Annotated in this window: 26 protein-coding genes and 2 pseudogenes; 15 read left to right on the top strand and 13 right to left on the bottom strand. The window is 64.1% G+C overall.

What is annotated here, in order from left to right; all coding sequences use genetic code 11:
- Positions 1 to 10: 10 nt before the first annotated feature.
- Together NAV27_RS04670 and nadS are read left to right on the top strand one after the other, a co-directional pair.
- The gene (locus NAV27_RS04670) at positions 11 to 325 is read left to right on the top strand and encodes a type II toxin-antitoxin system RelE/ParE family toxin (RefSeq protein WP_017244792.1); all 315 of its coding nucleotides are present in this window, start codon (positions 11 to 13) and stop codon (positions 323 to 325) included.
- 5 nt (positions 326 to 330) lie between these two features.
- Positions 331 to 621, top strand: a complete 291-nt coding sequence (gene nadS / locus NAV27_RS04665) for a NadS family protein (RefSeq protein ID WP_003286995.1) — start codon at positions 331 to 333, stop codon at positions 619 to 621.
- A gap of 286 nt (positions 622 to 907) precedes the next feature.
- Here nadS and NAV27_RS04660 read toward each other — a convergent pair whose 3' ends face one another.
- The 12 genes and pseudogenes from NAV27_RS04660 to mads1 form a co-directional block, all read right to left on the bottom strand.
- Positions 908 to 1,816 (bottom strand): LysR family transcriptional regulator, encoded by a 909-nt coding sequence (locus NAV27_RS04660; protein WP_003141085.1) that lies wholly within the window; start codon positions 1,814 to 1,816, stop codon positions 908 to 910.
- A gap of 233 nt (positions 1,817 to 2,049) precedes the next feature.
- The gene (locus NAV27_RS04655) at positions 2,050 to 3,201 is read right to left on the bottom strand and encodes a S1C family serine protease (RefSeq protein ID WP_058147938.1); all 1,152 of its coding nucleotides are present in this window, start codon (positions 3,199 to 3,201) and stop codon (positions 2,050 to 2,052) included.
- Positions 3,202 to 3,225: 24 nt separating this feature from the next.
- Positions 3,226 to 4,191, bottom strand: a complete 966-nt coding sequence (locus tag NAV27_RS04650; RefSeq protein ID WP_058147937.1) for a zinc metalloprotease HtpX — start codon at positions 4,189 to 4,191, stop codon at positions 3,226 to 3,228.
- Complete coding sequence (locus NAV27_RS04645) at positions 4,169 to 4,660, bottom strand: phosphate-starvation-inducible PsiE family protein (protein WP_058147936.1); 492 nt, start codon at positions 4,658 to 4,660, stop codon at positions 4,169 to 4,171. Before NAV27_RS04645 ends, NAV27_RS04650 begins: the two co-directional genes overlap by 23 nt.
- Before the next feature lie 186 nt (positions 4,661 to 4,846).
- Positions 4,847 to 6,580, bottom strand: a complete 1,734-nt coding sequence (locus NAV27_RS04640; RefSeq protein ID WP_197931597.1) for a putative bifunctional diguanylate cyclase/phosphodiesterase — start codon at positions 6,578 to 6,580, stop codon at positions 4,847 to 4,849.
- On the bottom strand, positions 6,504 to 7,655 hold the full coding sequence (locus tag NAV27_RS04635; RefSeq protein ID WP_197931614.1) for a PAS domain-containing protein: 1,152 nt from the start codon (positions 7,653 to 7,655) through the stop codon (positions 6,504 to 6,506). Before NAV27_RS04635 ends, NAV27_RS04640 begins: the two co-directional genes overlap by 77 nt.
- 142 nt (positions 7,656 to 7,797) lie before the next feature.
- Positions 7,798 to 7,926, bottom strand: a pseudogene (locus NAV27_RS04630) (hypothetical protein); the annotation flags it as partial.
- Complete coding sequence (gene ftsH / locus NAV27_RS04625; RefSeq protein WP_073672020.1) at positions 7,923 to 9,806, bottom strand: ATP-dependent zinc metalloprotease FtsH; 1,884 nt, start codon at positions 9,804 to 9,806, stop codon at positions 7,923 to 7,925. The gene ftsH and the pseudogene NAV27_RS04630, both read right to left, overlap by 4 nt.
- A gap of 27 nt (positions 9,807 to 9,833) precedes the next feature.
- Positions 9,834 to 11,264 carry a cardiolipin synthase gene (cls, locus tag NAV27_RS04620; RefSeq protein ID WP_058147934.1) on the bottom strand — a complete coding sequence of 477 codons (1,431 nt, stop codon included), beginning with the start codon at positions 11,262 to 11,264 and terminating at the stop codon, positions 9,834 to 9,836.
- Positions 11,265 to 11,280: 16 nt separating this feature from the next.
- Positions 11,281 to 14,130: a heat shock survival AAA family ATPase ClpK gene (gene clpK, locus NAV27_RS04615; protein ID WP_058147933.1), complete on the bottom strand. Its 2,850-nt coding sequence runs from the start codon at positions 14,128 to 14,130 to the stop codon at positions 11,281 to 11,283.
- A 94-nt stretch (positions 14,131 to 14,224) separates the two neighbouring features.
- The gene (locus NAV27_RS04610) at positions 14,225 to 14,794 is read right to left on the bottom strand and encodes an Hsp20/alpha crystallin family protein (protein ID WP_008906266.1); all 570 of its coding nucleotides are present in this window, start codon (positions 14,792 to 14,794) and stop codon (positions 14,225 to 14,227) included.
- A 35-nt stretch (positions 14,795 to 14,829) separates the two neighbouring features.
- Positions 14,830 to 15,111, bottom strand: a complete 282-nt coding sequence (gene mads1 / locus NAV27_RS04605) for a methylation-associated defense system helix-turn-helix domain-containing protein MAD1 (RefSeq protein ID WP_058147932.1) — start codon at positions 15,109 to 15,111, stop codon at positions 14,830 to 14,832.
- A gap of 284 nt (positions 15,112 to 15,395) precedes the next feature.
- Here mads1 and NAV27_RS04600 point away from each other — a divergent pair, with 284 nt between their 5' ends.
- Positions 15,396 to 15,656: a transposase gene (locus tag NAV27_RS04600; protein WP_139274210.1), complete on the top strand. Its 261-nt coding sequence runs from the start codon at positions 15,396 to 15,398 to the stop codon at positions 15,654 to 15,656.
- A gap of 135 nt (positions 15,657 to 15,791) precedes the next feature.
- Here the strand turns inward: NAV27_RS04600 and NAV27_RS04595 are convergent.
- Positions 15,792 to 16,221 (bottom strand): annotated as a pseudogene (locus NAV27_RS04595) (transposase domain-containing protein); the annotation flags it as partial.
- Between the two features lie 139 nt (positions 16,222 to 16,360).
- Between NAV27_RS04595 and NAV27_RS04590 the strand changes: the two are divergent.
- From NAV27_RS04590 to NAV27_RS04535, 12 genes are all read left to right on the top strand, one after another.
- Positions 16,361 to 17,269, top strand: a complete 909-nt coding sequence (locus NAV27_RS04590; protein ID WP_058147930.1) for a LysR family transcriptional regulator — start codon at positions 16,361 to 16,363, stop codon at positions 17,267 to 17,269.
- 539 nt (positions 17,270 to 17,808) lie between these two features.
- Positions 17,809 to 18,567 (top strand): hypothetical protein, encoded by a 759-nt coding sequence (locus NAV27_RS04585; RefSeq protein ID WP_003454930.1) that lies wholly within the window; start codon positions 17,809 to 17,811, stop codon positions 18,565 to 18,567.
- Between the two features lie 141 nt (positions 18,568 to 18,708).
- On the top strand, positions 18,709 to 18,927 hold the full coding sequence (locus NAV27_RS04580; protein WP_058147929.1) for an AlpA family transcriptional regulator: 219 nt from the start codon (positions 18,709 to 18,711) through the stop codon (positions 18,925 to 18,927).
- Between the two features lie 40 nt (positions 18,928 to 18,967).
- Positions 18,968 to 19,834, top strand: coding sequence for a ParA family protein (locus NAV27_RS04575; RefSeq protein ID WP_058147928.1), 867 nt, complete (start codon positions 18,968 to 18,970; stop codon positions 19,832 to 19,834).
- On the top strand, positions 19,818 to 20,075 hold the full coding sequence (locus tag NAV27_RS04570) for a hypothetical protein (RefSeq protein ID WP_058147927.1): 258 nt from the start codon (positions 19,818 to 19,820) through the stop codon (positions 20,073 to 20,075). Before NAV27_RS04575 ends, NAV27_RS04570 begins: the two co-directional genes overlap by 17 nt.
- Positions 20,068 to 21,723 (top strand): ParB family protein, encoded by a 1,656-nt coding sequence (locus NAV27_RS04565; protein ID WP_058147926.1) that lies wholly within the window; start codon positions 20,068 to 20,070, stop codon positions 21,721 to 21,723. Before NAV27_RS04570 ends, NAV27_RS04565 begins: the two co-directional genes overlap by 8 nt.
- 17 nt (positions 21,724 to 21,740) lie before the next feature.
- Positions 21,741 to 22,301 carry a DUF2857 domain-containing protein gene (locus tag NAV27_RS04560; RefSeq protein WP_010792177.1) on the top strand — a complete coding sequence of 187 codons (561 nt, stop codon included), beginning with the start codon at positions 21,741 to 21,743 and terminating at the stop codon, positions 22,299 to 22,301.
- A gap of 3 nt (positions 22,302 to 22,304) precedes the next feature.
- Entirely contained in the window at positions 22,305 to 23,498 is a 1,194-nt protein-coding gene (locus tag NAV27_RS04555; RefSeq protein ID WP_058147925.1) for an STY4528 family pathogenicity island replication protein, read from the top strand.
- A gap of 130 nt (positions 23,499 to 23,628) precedes the next feature.
- Positions 23,629 to 24,489 carry an OST-HTH/LOTUS domain-containing protein gene (locus NAV27_RS04550; RefSeq protein ID WP_234463209.1) on the top strand — a complete coding sequence of 287 codons (861 nt, stop codon included), beginning with the start codon at positions 23,629 to 23,631 and terminating at the stop codon, positions 24,487 to 24,489.
- Between the two features lie 188 nt (positions 24,490 to 24,677).
- Positions 24,678 to 25,466: a PFL_4669 family integrating conjugative element protein gene (locus NAV27_RS04545; RefSeq protein ID WP_058147923.1), complete on the top strand. Its 789-nt coding sequence runs from the start codon at positions 24,678 to 24,680 to the stop codon at positions 25,464 to 25,466.
- The gene (locus NAV27_RS04540; RefSeq protein WP_058147922.1) at positions 25,463 to 26,011 is read left to right on the top strand and encodes a DUF3158 family protein; all 549 of its coding nucleotides are present in this window, start codon (positions 25,463 to 25,465) and stop codon (positions 26,009 to 26,011) included. The genes NAV27_RS04545 and NAV27_RS04540 overlap by 4 nt, the downstream gene beginning before the upstream one ends.
- Complete coding sequence (locus tag NAV27_RS04535; protein ID WP_004362284.1) at positions 26,008 to 26,391, top strand: single-stranded DNA-binding protein; 384 nt, start codon at positions 26,008 to 26,010, stop codon at positions 26,389 to 26,391. The genes NAV27_RS04540 and NAV27_RS04535 overlap by 4 nt, the downstream gene beginning before the upstream one ends.
- Positions 26,392 to 26,406 lie beyond the last annotated feature (15 nt).

Genomic DNA, 26,406 nt, shown 5'->3' with positions numbered 1-26,406 from the left:
CTATTCGCTTATGATCTTTATCGAGACACCGATCTTCACCAAGCGCCTGCGGGATCTGCTTAGCGATGACAGCTACGCGGAGTTTCAGCGCCAACTGGCTGACCGGCCGGACATGGGCGATGTGATTGAAGGTACTGGCGGCATTCGCAAGGTCCGCGTTGCGTCTAGCGGTCACGGCAAGCGAGGCGGGTCCAGGGTCATCTACTACCACTTCACGGCGGCTTCGCAGATCGCATTGCTGCTGATCTATCCGAAGAACGAGAAGGACGACCTGACGGCAGACGAGCGCAAGGTGCTCAAGCAAATCATCGAACGGTGGAGGTAATCACCATGAGCAAATTCTTTGAAGACCTTCTGGAAAGCGTCCAGCAGATGGACGAGATCCGGCGAGGCGAGCGACAGCCTTCGCGGGAGTTCACCGTGGATGCTCTGCAGGTGAAGGAAATCCGCAAGGCAACCGGGCTGACTCAGGCCAAGTTTGCGGCGATGATCGATGTTCAGCTCGGCACGCTGCGCAATTGGGAACAAGGCCGACGCGAACCTACCGGTCCGGCCAAGGCGCTGCTGCGCGCTATTCATAACGATCCGAAGCACGTTATCCAGGCGCTTTCGTCCGTCTGATCTCGGCCTAGCGGCTGGTCCTTTTCGACACTTCTTCGACACCACCAAAAGCCAGAAACGAAAAAGCCCTGTAAAAACAGGGCTTTAGCGTGTGGTGTCTGGAGCGGGCGAAGGGAACATCATCGTGTCCCTAACTCGTTGATTGATAACGAGTTTTCCGCACTCGGCGAACCGAGATGGACATAATTATGGACTGAAAAACCACCCTTGGTCAACGCACGCTCCGAGCAGGTCCAGTGCGAGCCATGGACAGCCAGCGATTGCCAATGTACCCGAGCACTCAACGTCACGAGGCCGGTTCATCTCCCTTTGGCAGGAACTCCTCGCGGGCGCGCTGCAGAAACCGCTTCATGGGCTCAGAGGGTTCGGCGCTGCGGCGCAGCAGGTAGGTGGACAGCATGGGCGGCGTGCCGGCCAAGGGGCGAACGGTTATGTCGGGGCGGTTCAGGGTCTGCACCTGCGAGGCAATGGCGAAACCTAGGCCATAACCGGCACCGACCAGAGTCAGCATCACGCCTAGGCTCGTCACCTGATCTACCAGCTTGAGCGGCTTGGACGCACCTTGAAGCACCGCCTGGATCTGGTGGTGGCAGCCCGATCCCGCGTCCGGATGGCACAGTACCAACGGAAACTTCAAGGCTTCATCCAATGGCACTTCCGCGTGCGCCAACAAGGGGTGGCGCACGGGCACAATCACCGACAGAGGATCGGTCCACACGGGCTCGGCGACAAGGCCTTCGCTCACCGCGTCCGACAGCGCAAAGCCGATGTCCAGCAGATCGTTGTGCAGGCCCTTGAGCTGCTGCGCGAAAGGCAGCTCGAAGACGCGAATCTCCAGTTCGGGCTCTTCCTCGCGGCTGCGCGCCAGCAAGGTGGCAATGTGGGGCTGCGCCAAGCTGTCGCAGATGGCGATGCGCAGATAACCCTGATAGCCCTGCGCCGCCGCCTTTGCGGCACTCACCGCCTGCTCCACGGTGGCCAGCACACGCCGGCACTCACCGAGGAACACTTGACCGGCCCAGGTCAGTCGCGTCTGGTGCGCGCTGCGGTCGAACAACTGCACGCCGAGCGTGGCTTCGAGATTGCGCATTGCGCGCGACACAGGCGATTGTTCTACGCCAAGGCGCTCGGCCGCTCGCGCGAAATGCAGTTCTTCCGCGACCGCAACGAAATAGCGCAGTAATCTGAGTTCCAATTCGGCCTCCTGTTCGCTCCGTTCCTGGCATGTGTCCACCTCATGCGGATTGCGCCTCGCTTTCTCCTTCGATGATTGGCAAGAGGTTCCGGCGTTGCATGCTTGCCTATTCGGATAGACAGATCGCATCCGACACTTCGGAGGTTGAGGCGGAACGCTACCTGGCCGAAGAGACCTGAGAGCCTCAATCGCCGCGACGCTGCACTACCGCCTGATCCACAGGTTCAGTTCAATCAATTCCCGGGTTGCAGCTCCACACGCACCTCGCGCGATTTGCCGGCCCGTTCCACTGACAGGACCACGACATCGCCGACCTTCCTGTCGTCGAGCCGCGCGAGCAGCTCGGCCACATCGTCCGTCGCCTTGCCATCAACACCGATGATGCGGTCGCCGGGCACGATGCCTTGCGGCGTGACTTCGACACCCGCGAGTCCGGCTTTGTGCGCTGCCGAACCAGGGGTGACACGCAGCACGAACACGCCCTTGCTTCCCGTCAGCGCAAGCAGGCGCTGATTGAGCTGTTCGTCCACCTCGATGCCAAGCGCCGGGCGGATGTATTTGCCGGACTTGATGAGTTGCGGCACTACCCGCATGACGGTGTCCACCGGCACGGCAAAACCGATCCCGGCCGAGGCGCCGGAGGGGCTGTAGATCGCCGTGTTGATGCCGATAAGCCGCCCGGCCGAATCGAGCAGGGGGCCGCCCGAGTTGCCGGGATTAATGGCGGCGTCGGTCTGAACCAGGTGATCAATGGCCGGGCCGCCCGCTTCTCCCGGTAACGAGCGGTCGAGCGCGGAGACGATGCCGGTGGTGAGCGTCCAGTCCAGGCCAAAGGGGTTGCCGATAGCAAACACCTTCTGTCCCACCTTGAGGTCGGCGCTGGTGCCGACCGGCACGGCAGGCGGGCGTTTGAAGCCGACGCCGATCTTGAGTACGGCGATGTCGTGCGCTGGGCTCGCCCCCACCAGCGCGGCCTGGTAGTCGCGGCCGTCGGCAAGCTTGACGGTGGCTTCGGACGCGCCCTGGATAACGTGGAAGTTGGTGACGACGTGGCCGGCGTCGTCCCAGATGAAGCCCGATCCCGTGCCACGAGGCACGGAGAAGACATTGCGCGTCCAGACGTCGCGCACCAGCTGCGCGGTGGTGATGTAGACCACCGAGGCGCGTGATTTTTCGAACAGTTCGATGGTGGCCTGTTCGTCAGCGGCCAGATCGCCACGCGGCGTGACGGTGCGCTCAGCGGCTTGGCGCGGGCTGAACCAGGCTTCGATGGCGGGCAGGAACTGCCAGAACAGCATGAGTGCTGCAACGCACGCAGTGATGACGAGCCAGCGCCGGATGAAGGGATCCGGTGCGGGGCGTGGGTACGGGTCAGGGTAGGCCATGAGAAGTCTCCTGGTGATAGGCAATCAGCGCCATAGCCCGCTCGGGCGCCAGCGCGGCGGGCGCGGCGTCACAGTGGATTCCGGCAAGAAATGGGGCGCGTGAAACGGCAAGGCTGTTGCTGGTTCAGGCGCCAACGTCAGCAGGCGTGATATGCGATCTTGCGTTGCCGGATGGGTGCGCAACCAGGAAGGCTCGGGATTGCCCCATCCCGGCCACAGCCAGGCACGCCAGGAGCGACTGACCCGCTCGATCTTCGCCAGCGCGGACGCCAGCCCGTGCGGGTCGCCGGTCAGTTCCGCCGCGAGGCGGTCAGCATCGAACTCACGCACGCGAGACAAGCCGAGCTGTGCGAGCAGGGCCAGCTGGGGCGAGGCGGCCAGCAGAAGCAGTCCAGGCCAATTAACCGTCACCGCGCCGGCCAGCAGTGCGGGCAAGCTGAACACAATAGCGATCTGTCCGACCATAGCCAGCAGGCTCGTGAGACGACTGACGGAATCCGCCAGCCCCATGACACGCATATCTTCATTAGCGATGTGCGCGACCTCGTGCGCGAGCACACCCGCCAGTTCGCGCGAATTCAGGTTGCGCAGCAGGCCATCGGTGAGGGCGATCGATGCATGCTGCTTCGAGCCGGTGGCGAAGGCGTTGACGACGGCACTGGGCACGTAGTGCGGCACCGGCGTGGCGGGCAAACCGGCACGGGCGGACAGCTCGCTCAACAGGGCCCAAATCTCGGGGGCTTCGTGCGGGTGCAGGGCCCGCGCGCGGTACAGGCGCAGGGTCAAGGCGGATGCGGCTGCCGGTTCCAGCAACAACGTGCCTGCAACTGCAAACAGCGCGAGCCACAGGCCGCTTTCCCCGAACAGCAGGCTTCCTGCGGTGGCTGCAATCCCGATCAGAGTCAGGACCAACAGCCCGGTCTGCAGGCGGTTGAGCCAGCGGTGTTGCAACAACGCCGCGCGCGGGTCACTGGGATGATGACGGGGCATGCTCAGAGGTCTCGGCGGCACGGTCGTCGCGCTTGCGCAGCAGCCAGTAGGTTGCACCCAGAGCCAGCGTGGCGCCTGCCAGCGCGGCGATCTTTGCGGGGCTCACCTCGGGGTCAAGGATCACGAACTTGCGCGCCAGCGCGATGAGGATCACGGTCTTGACCTGGATGATGCTGTCCCGACGCAGCGCCACGCGCACGATGGAATGCTTGAACTCCATCGCGATCAAGAGCGTCATGATCATGCCGAACACACTCTGGAATACCTTGTGATCCAGGGGATTGAAGGCATCGAGGACCAGCAGCGTGAAGACGATGGAGATAAGCTGGAACAGCGACACCACGATGATGACGGCAATCACCGCCGACAGAACGAGTGCGATGACCTGCTCGAAGCGCTCGTAAACCGTCATCAACCGCCACTGGGAGCGCATCTCGTCAAGGGCCGTGTGGCCAGATTCTTTATGCATAAGCGTTGCGCTCTCTCTTTCAATGAAACGTTAATGGAACGGGGAGTTCCGAGAAGACGACTCGATTGCACCTGGATTGCCGAGGCAGTTGCGAAGCCACCCAGCGCATAATGTCCTGCGCGCCCGTGGCGCCGCCGATGGGTGGATCAGCCTCCTGCACGTCAACCCTTCGTCCCATGCATGGTATCAATCCGGCTTCTGGTCCGGCGGCAGCAATCCCAGCAGATCCGCCTGCAAATGTTGCAACTTGTCGATGCCAGCCCTCAATGCCTCGACACGGCCGGCATTTTTCATTTCACTCAGGGTGTGAGCTAACTGCTGGATGCTCTGATGCAGGACATCGACCTGATCATTGGGATCTTTGCCGAAGAACGTCGGGCGACCACTTTGATCCCGCCAGTATTGGAGTGTTTCGGATTGAGGAGGCACTTGGGTCTTGCCTGACAGATAGTCGATCATCTGGGAAATCCAGACCCGGTGGTCGGCGTATGTGAACGGCACGGGCAGCGCGGCGCGACTGTCAGGTTTGAATCCCTTCCAGGATAAGGGTACCTGCCAGGTGTGTAGCCATTGCTCGAATTCATGCACCGGCATCGGATGCCCGATGGCATAACCCTGGCCCCACTCGCATCCCAGACGCAGCAGAATTTCTCCATGCTTGATGGATTCGACTCCCTCCGCGATGCAGTTCCTGCCAAACGACCTTGCCAGTGCCAGTAGCGCATCCAGGATGGCGATATCGTCCGGGTCCTCGAGCATGTCGCGTATGAAACCTTGGTCGATCTTGAGCAGGTACGCGGGCAGGCGCTTCAGATAGGTCAGCGATGAATAGCCGCTGCCGAAATCGTCGAGGGCAAAACGCAATCCCATCCTTTCGCACAGCGCCATCGACTGAGACACTTGAACGAAGTCCTCCACGGCGCTGGTTTCGAGGATTTCCAGTTCAAGGTCTTGCGGTTGGGCGCCGGGATGTCGTGACAACATACCCCGTAGATGCATGATGAAATCCGGTTGCAGCAAGTGCTCGGCATCGATATTCACGCTGATCGGGACATTTAGGCCGGCCTTGCGCCAAATTTCGATCTGGGTCAGCGCAGCCTCGATGGTCCATTTCCCCACAGCAATCCCGAGCGGATGATTCTCTATGAGGGGTAGGAAGGAGGCAGGAGATAACAAGCCACGCGCCGGATGTTGCCAGCGGATCAAGGCTTCGGCGCCCAGCACCTCACCGGTGCGCATGTTGACCTTAGGTTGGAAATAAAGCAGGAACTGCCCATTGGCAAGTGCATTCTCTATGCTGTCCAATCCTTCGTGCCGGAGGCGCAGCGTACGATCCTTCTCCGTATCGAAAACGTGATATCGATTCTTGCCAGCTTGCTTGGCAAAATACATGGCCTGGTCAGCCTGCCGCAGTAGCTGGTCGGCGTCGATATCTTCGGCTTGCGGGTAGTAGCTCACACCGATACTCGCGCTCACTTCGCACAATGCGTCACCAATCGGTACGGGCTGCGCAGCTACCTCGATCAGGCGATCAAGAATCGGTACGCTGAGGGAAATATCCGGCAGGTCGACCAGAACAGCGACAAACTCATCACCACCGAGACGGGCCAAAGTATCGCCTTCGCGCAACACTTGCGTCATACGCCTGGACAGGACGGACAGCAATTTGTCGCCGACTGCGTGGCCGTGCTGGTCGTTGACCTTCTTGAATCCATCCAGATCGATGAGGACAACCACCAGGTGCATACCACGCCGACGTGTCTGAGCAATGGCCTGCTTAAGGCGGTCTCCAAGCAATAGTCGATTGGGCAAGCCGGTGAGCAGGTCGTAATGAGCAACGCGTTCAAGCTGTTGCTGGTTTTCCTTCAGCGCTGTGATGTCGGAAAACATGGCTGCGTAATGCTCGATATTGCCCTGCATATCCGGGACTGCACTGATCGTCAGCAGCGCGGCAAACTGACTGCCGTTCTTGCGTCGGCACCAGAGCTCTCCGTTGCCAATAGTCGTGCTCACGCAGAGCCTGCCAAACGGTCTGATAGAACTCATCGTCATAGCGATCGGACTCGAGCAGACGAGGTGTCTGACCCATTACTTCCTCCCGCGCATAACCAGTGATCACGGAAAACGCCCGATTGACGTTGACAATATGGCCTTGAGCGTCCGTAACGAGGATGCCCTCTCCTGCGTGCTCAAAAACTTTAGCCGCAAGGCGAAGCTCTTCCGCGGATCTTCTGCGTGAGGTGACATCATGGATATAGCCGTGCCAGAGGATGCTCCCATCAGGCATGGCTTCAGGCGACGCCTCGCCTTCGACCCAGATCACCCGACCGTCAGGAAACTGCACTCGGTACTCGTCATGCCAAAGCGCGAGTAACTGCCCCGACGCCTGTATGGTTTCATGCACACGGTCGCGGTCTTCAGGATGGAGCGCAGCGAACGCAGGAGCGGCATCTTCAACAACATCCTCCGGTGCAACCCCGTATATTTCCTGTATCCTCGCGCTGGCATAAGGGAAGTGCGAGCTGCCGTCCGGACGAAGACGGTATTGGTAAAGCATACCGGGAACGTGGCTGGCCAACTCTTCTCGCTGTAGGCGCATAGCGCTCAGCGCCTGCTCGATCCTCTTGAGATCGGTGATGTCCTCTACCGTCCCGTCTGCCGCTCTGGGCCGACCAGAGGCGTCGCCCTTGAATGTTGCCCGCAGGTGTATCCAGCGAACCTGCCCTCCGCTGACGATGCGATACCACAGATCAAGGGACTTTCCGCACATGGCAGCATCCCATGCCCTATCGAAGAGGGGGCGGTCTTCAGGGTGAATGCACTGCAGGAATCGCTCGAAGGCTATTGGCGCACCAACATCCAGGCCGAGCACGCGGCAGGCTTCATCGGAGCAAGTGAGGAGTTGCGAGCCAAGATCGAGATGCCAACTGCCAGAATGGGCATTCTGGTTAATCTGGTCACAGTGTCGGGCTGAGATTTGAGGCGTCTCGTTCAAAGGTGACGCTCCTTATGGGTGAAACAGAGGTTCCAACGTTTCTGCAACTCGGAGCGTATTTCGTCAAAGATTGTGTGGTTGGGGTCGCTATGCATCGCGGCTACGCACTTTCTTCAAGGATCGCACAACTGATAAGCAGGGTGGCTGCCTGCTCGAACTGCGGCGCCATCATCTTGCACGGTCCGCAATTGGGCTTCTCTGCCAACTTGTTGGCTGGCACGCGATTGATGGATTGGCAGTGTGGGCAGACGATATGCATGCTGTCACTCATGAGGTGGGTCCTTGGGACACAGAGGAAGTCATGGCTCCGGCAGTTGGGCTGCTGTGACATGGGGATTCGAGCTGTAGCCCCTGCGTCAGTTGCCGGATGCTGTATTCATCCAGCGTTTCCCGTGCGAGCAGTTCGCGCGCGCACCGCTCCAGCACTTCTCGGTTGATTTCGAGAATTCGGTATGCACGATCAAACACACCCATCACGATGTCACGGATGGCTTGGTCGATGCGTGTCTGAGTCGATTCGGCTACCCGGCAGCCACCCTGTACCAGTTCAGGCGCATCAAGAAAACGCGGCCTCTGTGCCTCAAAAGCAACGTACCCCAAGCCCTCATCCATGCCGAAGCGCGTAATCATGTCGCGGGCGATGTCGGTGGCCCGCGCGAGATCGTCTGAAGCCCCTGTGGACAGCTCGCCAAACACGAGCTTCTCAGCCGCGCGCCCTCCCAGGAGCACGGCGATCTTGTGCTCCAGGTCGGCACGTGTCATCAGAAATCGGTCTTCGGTGGGCCGCTGCAGGGTGTAGCCGAGTGCACCGATGCCACGCGGAACGATTGAAATCTTGTGTACCGGATCGGTGCCGGGCAGCGCCAGCGCCACCAGCGCATGCCCCATCTCGTGATAGGCCACGGTTTCCCGCTCCTTCGGATTGAGCACACGGTTCTTCCTTTCCAGGCCGGCCACGATGCGCTCGATGGCGGCGGTGAAGTCTTGCAGTTCCACAGCCTGCGCCTTGCGCCGCGTCGCGTTCAGCGCTGCTTCGTTCACGAGATTGGCCAGATCAGCGCCGGAAAAGCCGGTGGTCAGCGCCGCCACCTGTTCGAGATCGATATCCTGAGCCAGCGTCACCTTCTTGACGTGGACTTTCAGGATGTCCAGCCGTCCCTTCTTGTCGGGCCGGTCCACCAGCACCTGACGGTCGAAGCGACCGGCGCGCAGCAGCGCCTGGTCGAGGATTTCGGGGCGGTTGGTGGCGGCGAGGATGATCAGCCCGACCGAGCTGTCGAAGCCGTCCATCTCCGTGAGCAACTGGTTGAGGGTCTGCTCGCGCTCGTCGTGGCCGCCGATGGGGCCGCCGACGCCGCGCGCGCGGCCCAGCGCATCCAGCTCGTCGATGAAGATGATGGCCGGCGCCTGCCCGCGGGCCTGCTCGAACAGGTCGCGCACACGGGCCGCACCCACGCCGACGAACATCTCGACAAACTCTGATCCGGAGATGGAGAAGAAGGGCACCGCAGCCTCGCCGGCAACAGCCTTGGCCAGCAATGTCTTGCCGGTGCCCGGTGGGCCGACCAGCAACACGCCCTTGGGAATGCGCGCCCCGAGCCGTCCATACTCCTGCGGATTCTTGAGGAAATCGACGATCTCAACCAACTCCGCCTTGGCTTCATCCACACCCGCGACATCGGCAAAGGTCACGCCGGTGTTCTTCTCCATGAATACCTTGGCACGGCTCTTGCCGATGCTCAGGAAGCCACCCATGCCCTGCTTCTCGGCGAAGCGGCGGAACAGGAAGAACCAGACGCCGAAGAAGGCCACCGCCGGCAGAATCCAGGAGAGCACATCACGCAGCCAGGTGCTTTCCACCACCCGCGCGTAAGGCACGTCGTACTTGGACAGCCGCTCGGCCAGGTCGGGTTCGACGCGAGTGGCCACGATGGTGGTCTTGCCCCGGCTGTCCGGCGATTTCAGGCGCCCGGTGACCGTGCGGTCCGACACCAGCACTTCGGCGACGCGCCCCTCGGCCAGCGCCTTCTCGAATTCGCTGTAGGGCACGGGCTCGACGGTCTTGGCCGCCTGCCAGTAGTTCTGCAGCGTCAGCAGCAACAGGCCGGCGACGATCCAGTAGCCAATGTTCCATTGATCTTTCTTTTCCATGGGCAATGTTCCTCGCAAGTCGTGCCGCTAGAGAATGGGGGTGAACAGACGGGCCACCCCGTCGCGCAAGCGGATGGCCAGCGGGCGGGCGCGCAACGCCTTCGCCGATATCTCGTTCGATGCATCACGGGCGGCATCAAAAAGGGATTCCAGCCGCGTAGACAGCGCGGTGTCGTACACCTCCACATTGAACTCGAAGTTGAGGCGCAGGCTGCGCGCATCCCAATTGGCCGAACCCAGGCAGCACCACTGGCCGTCTATCAGCATCAGCTTGCTGTGGTCGAACGGGCCAGGCCGTTCGAAGATGCGTACACCGTGCTCCAGCACCTGCCAGTAGTGGGCGCGCGCGGCCCATTGCACCGTGGGATGGTCGCCGTTTGCGGGCGTCAGCACCTCGACGCGCACGCCGCGCAACGCGGCCGTGCTCAGCGCCGCGATCATCGGCTGATCGGGCACGAAGTAAGGTGTCCAGATGCGCACCGAATGCTTCGCCGCGCTCAAAGCGCCCATGAAGGTCCAGCGCAGCCGGTCCAGGGCCTCATCGGGACCGGCCTCGATGCCGCGCGCCCAAGAGGTTCCTTGCTCATCAGCCGTTGCGGGCGGTTCGCCCCAGAAACCCTCGTTGAGCCGCTCGCCCGTGGTATCGCACCAATCGTCGGTGAAGCACCGCATCAGATGCGCAACCACCGGCCCGCGCAGACGAAAGTGCAAATCGTGACAGGCCTGCTCCGGCGCATCGGGCCGCCAATACGGGCTGAAGATGTTCATGCCGCCGGTGAAACCCGTCTCGCCATCGATCACCAGCAGCTTGCGGTGATTGCGCAGATGCGCGGCATGCAGGCGCGCGGGAATCAACGTCGGGTTGAACGTCGCCGCCGGAACGCCGGCGCGTTGCAAGGCGCGGTAGGCGCTGCGGGGCCTCCAGCAGGCATAGACGTCGTCGATCAGCACCCGCACTTGCACGCCGCGCTCATGAGCCCGGCGCAGCGCATCGACGAACTGCGCCCCGATGCCTTGGCTGTCGTAGATGTACGAAGCCAGCGCGACGCTGTGCCGCGCCGACTCGATGGCAGCGAGCATGGCCGGGTAGGCCTGCTCGCCATCGACGAGCGGCTCGATGCGGTTGCCGCTGGTCAGCGACTGGCCGGTGGCACGTCCCACCAGGTGCGCCAGGCCGGCAAACGGCGCCGATACGGCCTGGGGCATCGTAGGCGCGAGGTCCTGCCGAACAGCAGGATCTGCCCCCGGAAACAGCCGCCGCGCCCGCCGCTGGTAACGGTTGATGCCGAACAGCCCATACAGCAGCGAACCGCCCAGCGGCAACAGCGCGATCAGCAGCACCCACAGCGTGGCCGATCGAGGGTCACGCTTGTAGATGACCGCGTGCCCCGCTGTGGGGATAGCGACCGCCAGCGACACGAGGGTGGCTGCCCATGTCAGCCCGTTGGGGTCGGACACGACAGCCTCCCATCGCTCAAGATTCGCCGTCCGCTGACTTCTTCTTGCGCGCAGGCTTGCTCGCGTCGCTAGGCGGCGTCTCGGCCACGTTCGCGGCATCGGGCTTTTCAGGCTCAGCCGGCTTCGCGGGTGGCTCCTGGCGCTCGAAGACCACCCGTTCGGCCTTGTCATCCCAGCGGGCGCTGGCGTGATCGCCCTTGCCGATACCGCCACCCAGCATCTCGCGTGCCAGCGCGGTTTCCAGCTCGCTGCGGATCAGCCGCTTGAGCTCACGCGCGCCGAACTCGGGCTTGTAGCCTTCCTCCGCGAAGTGGTCGATCAAGGTCTGATCGAAGGTCAGCGTCACGCCCTGGCTGGCGGCGTTGCGGGCCACACGATCGAGCTGCAGACCGACGATATGGCGGATCTCCTCCTTGCCCAGCGCATGGAAGACGATGATCTCGTCGATGCGGTTGATGAACTCGGGGCGGAAGTGTCCGCGCAGCACGTCCATCACCTCGGACTTGGTCTTCTCGTATTCCTCGCCGGCGGCGCTACGGGCCTTCAGCCGACGCTGGATGATGTCCGAGCCCAAGTTCGAGGTGGCGATGATGATGGTATTGGTGAAATCCACCACCCGGCCCTTGCCGTCGGTGAGCCGCCCGTCGTCGAACACCTGCAGCAGGATGTTGTAGACGTCGGGGTGAGCCTTCTCGATCTCGTCCAGCAGCAACACGCTGTAGGGCTTGCGACGCACCTTCTCGGTGAGCTGGCCACCCTCGTCATAGCCCACATAACCCGGAGGCGCACCCACCAGGCGTGCCACGGTATGGCGTTCCCCGTACTCGGACATGTCGATGCGCAGCAGCGCACCTTCATCGCCATAGATGGACTCGGCCAGCGCCTTGGCGAGCTCGGTCTTGCCCACGCCGGTCGGCCCGAGGAACAGAAAAGTCGCCACCGGCTTGCCGCCTTCGCGCAGGCCCGCGCGCGACAACCGCACGGCATCGGCCACCGCGCGCACCGCTTCGTCCTGACCCACCAGGCGCTCGTGCAGCCGCTGCTCCAGATGCAGCAGCTTCTCGCGTTCTTCCACCGTCAGCTCGTTGACCGGAATGCCGGTCAGGCGCGAGACGATCTGCGCGACATGCTCGGCCTTGACTTCGGCGCTGCCCGAGGCGCGCTCGCGTTCCCATTCCTCGACGAGCTTCTTGAGCTCTGCCTCCTTGGCCTCGATGCGCTTGCCCAGCTCGGCGGCCTTGTCGTACTGCTTGCGCGAGGCCACATAGTCTTGCTCACGCCGCAGCTGGTGCAGTTCGGACTCCAGCTCTTGCACCGCCACCGGGCGGGCCGTGGCCGACAGCTTCACGCGTGCGGCCGCCTGGTCGAGCAGGTCGATGGCCTTGTCAGGCAAAAAGCGCGCGGTGATGTAGCGGTCCGACAACTCGGCGGCGGCGATGATCGCATCCTCGGTGATGCTGACCTTGTGGTGCGCCTCGAAGGTGTCGCGCAGGCCGCGCAGGATCATCATGGTCTGCGCTACCGTCGGCTCGGGCACCATCACCGGCTGGAAGCGACGCTCCAGCGCGGCGTCCTTCTCGATGTACTTCTGATACTCGTTGAGCGTGGTGGCGCCGATCAGGTTCAGTTCGCCGCGCGCCATCATCGGCTTGAACACGTTGGCCACGTCCATCCCGCCTTCGCCGCCACCCTGGCCTGCACCGACGATGGTGTGCACTTCGTCGATGAAGAGAATCAGCTCGCCCTGGTGCTCGGTCACTTCCTTGAGCACCTTCTGCACGCGCTCCTCGAACTCGCCGCGGTACTTGGCGCCTGCCACCATGGCGTTGATGTTGAGTTCGACCAGACGCTTGTCACGCAGCGTCTCGGGCACTTCGCCGGCGACCATCCGCTGCGCCAGCCCTTCGACAATGGCGGTCTTGCCGACGCCGGGCTCACCGATCAACACCGGGTTGTTTTTCTTGCGCCGGGCCAGCACCTCGATGGTGGTCTCGATCTCCTGCGCACGGCCGATGACTGGATCGAGTTTGCCCTCGCGCGCCATCTTGGTGAGGTCGCGCGAGTATTTATCCAGCTCGGGCGTGTTGGTCGGCGTCTCGGCGCGGCCATCCTCGGCCCCTTTGCCGACCACCTTGCTTACCTGCTGGCGCAGCGCTTGCGGCGTGAGGCCGTAACGGCGCAGCAGGTTGGCCGCCAAGCCTTCGCCTTCCTCGGCGAGCCCGATCAGGAAATGCTCCGGCCCGACATAAGAGTGGCCGAGTTCGTTGGAGGCCACGAAAGCACGGCTGAGCGCGTCCTTGACCCGGGGCGACACGCCGATCTCGCCCTCGAACGGCTTGTCGCCGCGCTTGGCTTCGGATTCGATCTGTCGCTTGAGGTCATCGACCTTGATCTTGAACTGCCCCAGGATGGTCTTGACCACGTCGCTGTCGGATAGCGCCAGCAGCAGGTGTTCGGTATCGACTTCGGCGCGCCCGAACTCTGCAGCGTGTCGGGCGGCCTCCTGCAATAGGGCCTCGGACTGTTCGCTGATACGGCTGGCGAGCCCACTGCCGCGACGGCGCGCGGTGCCCGTACCGGCCGGGGCGGGTTCGCCGAACGAGGCATCGACGACCTCGTCGGTATCGGCCGCCATGGACGGTGCGTCGTCACCGATGCGGAAGAAGTCGCTGCCAAGGAAGTCTTCGAACAGCCCGCTGCGCGAGCCGAACAAGGCTTCCAGCGGTGAGACGGTGCGCTTTTGCTGGCGCACCAGTTGGCGATAGTGATCGTCACACAACAGCATGGTGCTGTGGCGACCATTGAGATTGGCTTCCACCCGCACCGTGGCGGGCTGGCCGCAGACTTGGCATTGTTTTCTGGCCATGCTGATGCTCCTGTAAAGATTGATTTGACGAGGCGCCACCGATCACGGCGCCTCGACCTTCATCTGGTTTTTTCGGAGGACGAGCCGATCGGCGTCAACCGTTGATCGGGATCGAGCGCCCCTGCTTGGGCGTACTGGCCTCGCGCTTTTCCATCGTGATCGTGAGCACGCCGTTCTTGAAAGCGGCCTTGATCGTGTCCTGGTTGGCATCGGCCGGCAGGTTCAGAGCGCGCTGAAAGCTGCCGTAGGAGCGCTCCACCCGGTGGAAACCGCCGTCTTTCGTTTCCTGCTCCTGACGCTTTTCACCGCGCACCAGCAGCACGTCGTTGTCGAGCGTGATCTGGATGTCTTTTTCCTCGACGCCGGGCACTTCCAGGGCGATCTTGTACTGCTTGTCGGTCTCCTGGATGTCCAGCGCCGGTTTCAGCAGGCCCGGCCACTCCGACGGCCAGCGTGGCATGGCCAGCGTCGGGAAACCGAAGCCTCGAAATGCGTCGTCGAACAGGCGATCGATCTCGCGATGCAATTGCAGGATGGGGCTGACCGGCCCACCCGCCACCGGCAGGTCATTGCGCTGCACCGGCAGCGAGGCAGTGCTCTGTTGTTCTTCCTGCTCCTTCTTGAACCAGTTCCAGGGAGCCAACTTCTTGAAATCAATGTCCATGTCACACCTCCAGAAGAAAAATTGAAGACTCTCGCTCACTCCGTTTGCCTGCGGCGACGGACAGCGCGCCCAGACGACACGGAGTGTTCCGCTGACTTTGGCTGCTCATCTGTGCGTATCACCTCCTTCTTTCTGCCTGCTTGGATCTGATCATTGATCCATCGATCGATTTCACTTTGACGAAACCGCCACGTCCCGCCGACCTTGAAGGCCGGAATCTCCCCGTGCGAGGCGAGCCGGTAAAGCGTCCGCTTGCCGACTTTCAAGTAGGCGGCCACCTCGTCGAGTGTGAAGATCGCCTGCTGGCGCGCTGTCATACCACCCCCACAAGTTCCGTCGTCACGCGGCCTCGCTCGAGGAAATTCTTGCAAGACTTTGCAAGATGTTGGGCCTAACATACAGAAAGTCAAGAGTCAACATCCAGCGATCTGCTGGCCGATTGATGTGACTCAATCGTAAGCAGCGAGGCAACAAATGTTGGCTGCCGCCGCGATGGTGCTCCCCAAGTCATCAATCTGCAGCCATGTGAAAGGGGAAGTCCATGAACGAGATTGCCCGAGTCGGGGTGGATCTGGCTAAGCGGGTTATCTAGGTGCATGCGGTGGATGCGCGCGTGGTGGTTGCCAAGGCGCTGGCCGCTGACAAGTTTGCGGCCCGATGCGCGCAGTTGCCTCCCGGCTGCCTGGTGGCCCTGGAGGCCTGCGGCGGTGCGCATCACTGGGCACGCAAGCTGTGCGGCTATGGGCTGGATGCGCGGCTGATCGCAGGCCACTTCGTCACGCCCTACCGCATGGCCGGCAAGGGACGCAAGAACGGTTCGGCCGATGGGCAACCCGCCCGCACATGCGCTTCGTGCCGGTGAAGACGCCGGCGCAGACGCTGCTGACCACCCATCAGCTGCGCAAACCTCCCGATTCACTCACGCAGCTGATTCCTGCTTACCTAGGGACGACCATGTAAGCCGCAGATGGTCGGAGTCCTTTGCGACCAGCACCTACGTGAGCAGCCCGGAGGGGGGGATGCCCTTGGCGATGATCTTCGCCGGGACTGGCGCCTGGGTCAGCGTTCGGCACCTGTGCGCAGGTCCACTTGCCGCGGATGTGGCACTCTATCGTGAACACGCCCGGCGTGTAGTCCAGCCTCTCGCTGATGCGCTTGAGCGCACAGCCGCACGCGCAGCGGGTGTTCTCGGGCTCGTGGTGGCGGTCCACGCGCGGCAGGTCCGCCGGCAAGGCGGTGCGCTTAGGCATCGCGCCAGGCGTAGCCGGCGGCTTCTTCTTGCCCAGCAGTTCCTGGAGCTGCGCCTCAGCCGCGGCAAGGTCGGCGTCCAGAGCCTCGTCGAACAGCGCGCGTTGTTCGGCATCGAGCTGCTCGCTCTTCTTGCCGAACTTCAGGCGTCGCAGCTGGGCGATCTCGAACGAGAGCTTCGCCGTAGGCGCTGACATGGGCGAAAAGCATCCGAGCATCACCCCCCAGGATGGCTCTCATCTCGATACAGAGGTGAATCCTCCGCACTATTCGGCTCCCTACGATGATATGGACTGATCACATCGGTAGGGAGAAAGCATGAACTTACGCCATCTTCGCTGCTTCATCGCCGTAGCCGAGGAACTGCACTTCGGCCGGGCTGCTCGACGGCTGCACATCGAACAGTCTCCACTGTCGCGCACGATCCGCCAGATGGAGGCGGATTTAGGGGTGCCGCTGCTCAACCGCTTGCCACGCAGTGTTCGTCTCACACCGGCGGGACAGGTCTTCCTCGAAGAAGCCCGGCGCGTACTGCTGGCCTTCGAGCAAGCGCAGACCAAGGCACGCGCCGCAGCGAACCAGCGGAACACGCTGCGCATCGCACTATCTGGTGACATGGGGCAGGCCCGCTTGTCGGCGTTGCTTGCGCTTTGCCGCGAGGAGGCACCACAGGTCGGCATTCGGATACTTGAAACGCCACTGGCGCAGTTGGTGACTGGACTGCGCAACGACTTGTATGACGCAGGTTTTGCATTGGCTGGTGAAATGGACGCCGGCATCGTCGCCATGCCGGTGTGGCGAGACCCGCTGGTGGTGGCTTTGCCCGCCAGGCATCCGCTGCTGGCTTTCAAGGAAGTGCCGCTGGAGGAAGTGGCGAGCTATCCGCTGGTGCTGTGCGATCCCCAGGTCTGCGAAGGTTGCAGCCGGCAGCGCGAACGGCTGCTCCGCACGGTGGATGCGCAGCCGACGGTAGCCGAGTACGTCAAGACCCATTCCCTGATGCTGGCCCTCGTGGCCGCCGGCTACGGCGTGGGCTTTTCGAGCGCGGCGCATCTGGCGGGTTGCCATCAGGCCGATGTCGTCGTGCGGCCGCTGGCCGACGAGACCGCTTCGCTGACGACCTATCTACTGCGACCCGAAGGCGAAATCATGGAGCCGCTGCGGCAGTTCATCGACCGCGTGGAGCGTGTCGGACGCCCGCAAGGCACCGATCAACGCCCGATGTGACGCGGGGATTTTGGACGGTACGATTCCCTTTCGGTCTGGACCTTGACCCGCATTGCATCGGCGGCCGACCTTTTGCGTCACGGGAATGGATGGCGAATCGGGCCTATCCACCCGGCATCAAGCAAGGCACCTTCAAGCTGTCGAGGTCACTGCAGTGACGCAGAACGCATGAGCCCTTGCTGGATGCAAACCGGCTCAGCCGGAAGTCGCATTGGCGCTTTACCCCGCCCGTATTCCTACGAAAACTTTGCCCTGGTTTTCCGGTAAAGCGCGGCATCCCTTCCTGATCGAACTTGGATGCGCGGCTTTTCAGACCGTTGCGCCGGTAACAAGATTTTTCGCAGGTGCATTATGGTTGAGGTGTAGCGGGCACCGCAAGGAGGTTTGCCCCCTGCGTAACGCTCGGCGACATCGCCGCACCCAACGTCCACCACGATGCCGACCGGCTCGCGCTTCATCGGGTTCTTTGGGCAATCGCTGCGCCCATGTGGGCCGCGCGCGCTTGCCATGTGTCGATCCGACGATGGGAAGAGCGCGATATGCCGAAATCGAGCAGCCACGCCTTTGGCGCAAAGACGTACTACCGACCGATCGAGGCGGCCGTCCGCTGGTGCGGTCTCCTGCGCTTCGAGCAGCGTATTCTGGAAGCGCTGGAGCAGCGTGCCATGCCGGAGCCCGGCGAATTCCCGCGCTGGCCGCTGCTGCGCCTGTATGCCGAGCGCATCTTCGACGCGCTGACGCATGGCGAATTGCCCGGTGGCAAGGCCGGCATCGTGCTGGACTCGCAGCGGCCGGCGCTCGACGACCCCGAGTTGACCGTGCGCCACGTGGACTTGAAAGCGTGGATGTCGCAGTTCTACCCCGGCGATCGGCCGGGGTTTTTGTTTGACGGCATCGAACGCGCGGTGCATCCGGCGGTGAGCGTGGACACGCTCAACATTCTGCTGGCCGATCGCGAAGCAGCGAAGTCGCAACTTGCCGAACTTGCCCTGGTGCATGAAACGCTGCGCACTGCGCACGAAGCACTGGCGAAGGAACATGCCACGCGCGCGGCCAACGACGAACAGGCGCGCGAGCCTGGCCTGCGCAGCGAGACGACTTACCTCAACATCATCGGCGGACTGCTGACGCTGCTGCTGGGCAATTCGCCGTCAGGCGCGGCCTATTCGTCGTTCCGCAGCATGGATGCCGTGGTCAGCGCGCTGATCGCACACCATGAGGGGCGGCCGGGTCTCAGCGAGCGGACGCTGTGGAGCAAGCTCGCGCAGGCGCGGCGCCACCTGGAGGCGTCGCGCTGACGACGCGGCCAGCATGATGCCGATGCGGCGCACTGCAATTGCAGTCGCTGCTTCTGCAATTGCAGTGATTTCGGCGACCGCGGTGTATTGAATACGAGGCACTTTCCGAACAGCGCCAGTGAGCGTCAAGGAGTGTCTCTCATGTCTTCGCAGACCACCGCGCCGGCAGTGTCGGCCGAGCACCGCATCCTGCGTCGCGCCGAAGTCGAGGCCAAAACCGGCTTCAAGCGCGCGCACATCTACAGCCTGATGAAAGAAGGCAAGTTCCCCAAGGCGCTGCGCTTGGGCGTGCGCGCCGTGGGCTGGGACTCGGCGGAGGTCGAGCAATGGATCGCCGATCGCCTCAATGAGCGCGCCTGACGCTTTTCCTCGGTACATGCCATTCAACCGGGAGAAGCCCATGCAGGTGGTGTCCATCATTTCGACCAAGGGCGGCGTCGGCAAGACCACGACGGCGGCCAACCTGGGCGGCTTCGCAGCCGACGCCGGGCTGCGCGTGCTGCTGCTGGACCTGGACGTGCAGCCCACGCTGTCGAGCTACTTCACGCTGGCCGAGCGCGCGCCGGCCGGCATCTACGAGATGCTGGCCTACAACGAGCAGCGCGCCGAGCAACTGGTGTCGCGCACCGCGATCGAGCGGCTTGACCTGGTGCTCTCGAACGACGACCGCGGCGAGCTGAACACGCTGCTGCTGCACGCGCCCGATGGCAGATTGCGGCTGCGCCACCTGCTGCCCACGCTGGCGCCGCACTACGACCTGCTGCTGATCGACACCCAGGGCGCGCGCAGCGTGCTGCTGGAGATGGCGGTGCTGGCCTCGAACTTGGCGCTTTCGCCGGTGACGCCGGAAATCCTCGCGGCGCGCGAGCTGCGGCGCGGCACGCTGCAACTCATCGAGGACATCGCGCCGTACCGCCACCTCGGCATCGAGCCGCCGCCGCTGCACCTGCTCATCAACCGCGTGCATCCGGTGTCGTCAAATGCGCGGCTGATCCAGCAGGCGCTGCGTCAGGTATTCCAAGAGCAGCCTGGCGTGCGCGTGCTGGACACCGACGTGCCGGCGATTGAAGCCTATCCGCGCGCCGCGACGCGCGGCCTGCCGGTGCATCGGGTGGAATACCGCCAGCCGGCGGGCCGCACGGCACCTGCCGCATTGGAGACCATGCGCGCGCTGGCCGGCGAGCTGTTCTCGGCGTGGCAGGAGCGCTTTGCGCTCGTCACCGGCCGAGGCGACGCGGGAGGGGCCGGCCATGGCCAGCGCACATGACCTGGCCCGCGGCCACAAGCGGCTGCGAGGGCTGATCGAGTTCGCCCTGGGAGAAGGTTGGAGGGTGGTGCGCACCCGCGGCGGGCACCTGCTGTTCACGAAGCAAGGCTGCGCGCCGATCTACACCAGCTCGACGGCGAGCGACCACCGCGCCGAGCGCAACGCCCGTGCGCAGCTTCGCCGCGCCGACCGACAGGCGGCCCAGGGTGTTGCAGCATCTCAGGAGAACGGCCGTGGCTGACCTGACGCCGCAGGACATGGCCGCCAATCTGCTGGCCTCGGGCTTCGAGCGCAACGGCCCTTCGGTCGCGGCCCTGAGCGACCCCATCGCCGACACGCCGATGGTGGTGACGCTGGACCAGTTGCGCCCCTACGACCACGACCCGCGCGTGACGCGCAACCCGGCCTACGAGGACATCAAGGCCTCGATCCGCGAACGCGGGCTCGATGCGCCGCCCGCGATCACGCGCCGGCCCGGCGAACCGCACTACATCATCCGCAACGGCGGCAACACGCGCCTGGCGATCCTGCGCGAGCTGTGGAGCGAGACGAAAGACGAACGGTTCTTCCGCATCCCCTGCCTGTTCCGCCCGTGGCCGCAGCGCGGCGAAGTGGTGATGCTGACCGGGCACCTGGCCGAGAACGAGTTGCGCGGCGGGCTCAGCTTCATCGAGCGGGCCTTGGGCGTGGAGAAGGCGCGCGAGTTCTACGAGCAGGAAATGGGGCGGGACAGCGGCCAGCCGCTGTCGCAGAGCGAGCTGGCGCGGCGGCTTACGGCCGATGGCTTCCCGCTGCCGCAGTCGCACATCAGCCGCATGCAGGACGCCGTGCACTACCTGCTCCCGGCGATCCCCACGCTGCTGTACGGCGGGCTCGGCCGGCATCAGGTGGAACGGCTCGCGGTGCTGCGCAAGGCCTGCGAACGCACCTGGGAGCGGCGTGCCCTGAGGCGCAACCTGTCGATGGACTTCGCTACGCTGTTCCAGGACGTGCTGGCGCAGTTCGACACGCAGCCCGACAACTTCTCACCGCAGCGGGTGCAGGACGAGCTGGTCGGCCAGATGGCCGAGCTGCTGGAAGCGGACTACGACACGCTGGCATTGGAGGTCGATGACAGCGAAAGCCGTCAGCGAGCATTGACCAGCGAGCCGGCCGCGCCGAACCCGGCAACGCCTGTCGCACCTGCGGCGCCAGCCATCACGCCGCAACTGCCGCCCGCGGCGCCGACGCCACGGGGCACCTCGCCCGCCGCGCCACCGGCAGAGACACCCTCGGCACCACCTGCCGCTGCACCAAACGACCGGGACGGGCAGCGCGACGAGCGCCTGCAGGGGCACATCGTGACGCCGGCCCCGACCACCGAGCGCCTGCAGTCCATCCAGCGGATGGTCGCGGATCAGCTCGGCGACAAGCTACCCGACTTCAAGGCAGATGTGCTGCGCGCGATCCCGGTGCAGGTTGGCGGGCTCTTTCCCATCTCGGATGTCTGGTACATCGAGCCGGGCCTGGACGTGCCGGATCGCCTGCGCGTGCACATCGCGCAGTTCGCTCGCGAGATCGCCGAGGAAGCGGCGGTGGCCGACCACATCGAAGCCAGCGATGGCGGCATCGGCTTCGTCTGCGTGACGCCGGCCGTGGGCCAGGCGAACGTGCTGCCGGCTTTTGCTCGGGCGGTGCTGACCCTGCTGCACGCGCTGAGCGTCGCACCGGCATCCGCGACCGGGCTGGATCGCGCGCGGCTGGCCGATGACCTTGGGCCGCTGCTGCATGGTCACGGCGGCTTGGCCACGCGCCTGAGCGATGCCGGGCTGGTAAAGCTGTTCCGTCTGCTGCGCCTGGCGCGCCGGCTGCTGGATCTGGAAGCCGGTGACCCGGGCCACGAGTCCTGAGCGCGCAGGAGGCTCCCATGTCGGCACCGCACCCGCTCAACCAGGCCGTCATCGCCCAGGCGCTGCATGACCTGCGCAACGGCCAGTTGCGCCGCTGCAAGGCGATGGGCTTCGGCGAGGAGGAGCTGGATGCGCTGAAGCACCCCGAACTCGTGAGCATGCTGGTGAATGCCACGGTGTCGTGGTGCTCGGTGTCGGTGAACCGGGAAGTGTTGAAGCGGCTGCTGAGCCAGGTGCACGACGTGGAGCGGGAGATCGCCACGGTGGACCGCATGCTGCGCCTGGGGGCGAGCACGGAGATGGTCAGCAAGTTCTACGGCCTCACGCATCAGGAAGTGGCGCTGCGTCGCGACATCCTCGGACTGCCCAAGCGCAAGGGCCGGCATCCGGTGCTCGACGAGGCGCAGGACGTGGCCTTGTGGGAACGCTGGAAGGCCGGCATCACGGAGCGGCACATCGCACTGAACGACGACATGGCGATGCTGGCGCTGACCATGGACCTGGCCGAGGCCATGACCCTGCCCATGTCGGTGATCTGGTCGGCGATACGGAACTGGGTCGACCAGGGGCTGGTGTAGGCCATGACGACGGGCGACGCTCCACGGCGTGATGGCCCGGTTGCGCTGTCGGCGTTGTTCGACGAGGCGCTGCGGCACCTTGAGCCGAAGGAACCGGCGCAGGGCACGGCGCCGAGCCAGGACGGTTTTCTCTACAGCGGCAACCGACACGAGAGCGTGCCGCGCGCGCTGTTCCTCGACCGGCGCCTGACGCCGCTGGAGCGCAATGCCTGGCAGGTGTTCCGCCTGCAGCTCAACGACGACGGCGTGACCGCCTTTCCCACCTACGACCAGCTCCGCCCCTATCTGGCGTCCATGCCCTGTGCGACGCAAGCCTCGCACGAGACCGTGGCGCGCGCCTTGACGCTGCTGCGGCTGACGCGCTGGCTCAGCCTGGTGCGGCGGCGGCGCGATCCCAAGACCGGCCGCATCCAAGGCAACCTCTACGTGTTACACGACGAACCGCTGTCACCCTTCGAGGCGATGCAGCTCGACCCCGACTACCTGGGCCTGGTGAGCCAGGCGCTCACGCACGCGGCGAAGGCAGTGCAGATCGTGGGCATGAACACGCTGCGAGAGATCGCCGAAGACCCGCTGCTCAGCGGGCGCACGCTGCCGACCCGCCTGCAGGTGCTCGCGCAGCGCATGGCACGGCATGGCTGGACGACGCAAGGTTATCCACAGGAGGGGGCGGACCACGAATCCGAAGAAGGCCAGGAAGCCCTGCTTCGGAATGGCGCGCGCCTGTCTTCGGAATCCGAAGCAGGGCCGAAACCTGCGCCGGACGGCTCTCTTCGGATTCCGAAGGAGGACCGTACAGTACGTAATGATCGTATAAATGAAGTACGTACAGTACCGCGCGCGAGGGCCTTGCAGAACCTGCGGCTGCCCGAGCGTTTCCTGCGCTTGAAGGACGAGCAGCAGGCCGGCGCGCTGGTGGCGCTGCAGCAGGTGGACGAGGCGCAGCGGCAGGCCGTTCTCGACGAGTGGGCGGCACGCTGCCACAACAGCGCGGTACGCAACCCGGCCGGCTACCTGTTTGGCATCATCCAGAAGGCGATCCGCGGGGAGTTCAAGGCCTGGGCCGGAGAAAGTGCATCGGCACCGCCAGCGCCCCCGCCACCTGCGCCATCGTCACCGCCGGCATCCCGTGCGGCTGACCCCGAGGTGGCACGTGCCTACCTGGCACAGCTCCGAGAAGCCTTGCGTGATCGCTGATGTTGACTATCCCCAGGGGATAGTTGGAACAGACACCTTTCCGCCACGCTCGATTGTCGCCCGCCGAACCACCGGCGAAACTGTCGCCTGTGAATCAGACGACGACAGCCACGCACGAGCCCGGCCGACGATGGACATGACGACTTCCCCCGCCACAAACGCACTGCAACCACTACAGCGAGACGTTCAGCGCTTGCTGGGCAGATGCCTGTTGCGCCTTCAACAATACGAGCGCCTCATGAAAGCCATCGTGGCGCACCACGAGATTTCAGGCCCGGCGCATTCGCAGGAGGCCATTCGCGCAGCGCGGATCGAAGATGCCGCGACCAAGACCCTGGGCACGTTGGTCGGACAACTGTTTGGTTCGTATGTCATCACCGATGGAAATGGTGGCAAGGAACGCGACGACGATCTTCCCGGCGACGTGATTTCCTTTCGCACGCGCGTGCAACTGAACCTGTCTGCGCAGGACTACGCCAAGACCCAGGCCGACCTCAAAGACCTGGTATCGCTGCGCAACACCCTGGTGCACCACTTCATCGACCAGCACGATCTATGGACCGTGGACGGGTGCCGCGCTGCACAGGACGAACTCGGTTCCGCCTACACGCGCATCGATCAACACTTCGAGCAGCTGCGCGGCTGGGCCGAGCACATGGATCAGGCGCGGCGCCTGGCAGCGGAGTTCGTCCAGTCGGATGTGTTCCACGACCTGGTGGTCAATGGCATCGCGCCGGACGGCACGGTGGACTGGCCGGCCACCGGCATCGTTCGCGCGCTGCGCGAGGCCGCCGCGCAGTTGGCCATGGAGGACTGGACACCCATCGCTGCCGCTGGCCGCTGGATCGCGGACCGGCATCCCGAGCAGCTTCCAGCCAAGTACGGCTGCAGCAGTTGGCGGCAGGTGGTGCACGAGTGCCGCCTGTTCGAGCTTCGCTACCGTGAGGTGGAGGGGCAACGGGCCGCCTGGTACAGACCTCGCGAGGCATAGCCCCGCAACGCGGTCTCACCTCCGCGCGTGCCGCAAACAACTCCGCCGAGCTATCCCCAGGGGATAGCCGGCACACACAGCCTTCCGTGCGGAACAAACCGGGCGCGCATGGGCTGCGGTTTGTTGACTGACAGCCTTCCGGCCGATGCCGATGCTGGCGACTCGCCCCTTCACCGCGAGTCGCTCTCATGGCCAACGAACGCACAGAACCTCTGCAACTGAATCTCGGATCGCTGCGCAGCGCGATGTCGCTGATGCTGCACACGCACCACGCTTCGCGCATCTGGCACGGCCGCGCGCCGACGGAAGGACGCGCCGGCATCATCGGACTCAACGGCTTCATCAGTGCGATGAACAAGATGAAGCGCGGCGCCGAGCAGGACGACCCGTACTCGGACTGGTGGATGTTGCGGATCGAGGACAAGCTCGCCGACACCAAGACCCGCCTGCAGACCCTGCGCGAACAGGTGGATCAGGCCCTGGCCGACGTGCCACCGGCGCTGTCGCTGGGCGAGAACATGAATGTGCAACCGGTGAAGCTGCCGCTGTTCGTGAATGCACAGCTCGGCTTCATGGCGGTGTACCTGCTGGCCGACTACGACGACCTGGCGCGCAAACTCATCCTGGCGCACCACACGGCGCTGATCGACCGCAGCACTTTGGAGCGCTGGCTCAATGATGGCGCGCACGCGCTGCGCAGCCTGTTCTCGCTGGCCCAGCAGTACCGCTACTCGGGCACGACGCGCGACGACTTCGCGGCGAAGAACGCCGCGGCGCGAGCGGCGTTGGAGAAGTTCGGCGAGCTGCCGCAGGACGTGCTGGAAGGCATGCGCCGCTCGCGCTTCGCGCCACCGCTCGCGCGGCGGACGACCAAGCCCGGCACGCCGCCTGCTGCGCCCGCCATCGAGCCCGATGCGCCGGCTCACACGGATGGCGCAGCCAACCCAGCGACGGGTAATGAGGGTGCTGACGCATGACGGCATCGCCCTCCATCAGCCACTCCACGCGCTTCGTGGCGCTGGAACAGGCGGACTTCCAGCGGCTGGAACACGCAGGCTACCTAAAAGGCCTTTTACAGCCTTTTAAGGGTAAGGGGAGTCTGGAGACCTGGGCCAGCCAGTGCGCAGCGCTGCGTGACGACGTGATTGGCCTGGCGCAGCGGCGCGTGCTGCCCCAGGCGCGCGCCTACCCCTTCAGTCTGCTCGACGTGCAACTGGCCCAGCAGGCCACTGGCGCAGGGACGATCTTCCTGCGCTGGCGCAACCTCGACCGTTCCTCCATGGGCGTGGCGTTGTGGGAGGCCCTGCTGGCCAACCCCGCGACGCCGGCCTCGCTGATCGACGAGCTGTACGCGATGGAACTGCAGCGCATCGTGCTGAACATGCAGATCAGCCTGACCCACAGCATTGCTCGCCAAGCCCTGGAATGCGCCAGCAAGGCCTCACAGGCCGAAGCGGCTTACCTGCGGCGTGTCCACGGGCATACCGCGGCCATACCACCCACCACCAAGGAGTCACCATGAGCACGCACTTCGTCGGCGAGGGCAACATCGGTTCTGCGCCGGACTACCGCGAATTCCCGAACGGCAACGACGAGCCGCGTCGGCTGCTTCGCCTGAATGTCTATTTCGACAACCCGATCCCGAAGAAGGACGGCGAGTACGAAGATCGCGGCGGCTTTTGGGCGCCCGTGGAGCTGTGGCACCGCGACGCCGAGCACTGGAAGACGCTGTACCAGAAAGGTATGCGGGTGCTGGTCGAGGGCCGCACCGTGCGCGACGAATGGGAGGACGCCGACGAGAACGAACGGGTGACCTTCAAGGTCGAGGCCCGGCGCGTGGGCATCCTGCCGTACCGCATCGAGTCGGTGGCGCTGAGCGCTAAGCCGGCCGGAGGACAGTAGTTCACCCATCGCCGC

This window comes from Stutzerimonas degradans (assembly GCF_024448505.1).
Taxonomy (GTDB): domain Bacteria; phylum Pseudomonadota; class Gammaproteobacteria; order Pseudomonadales; family Pseudomonadaceae; genus Stutzerimonas; species Stutzerimonas degradans.
This window is presented reverse-complemented; position numbering and strand designations above follow the sequence as displayed.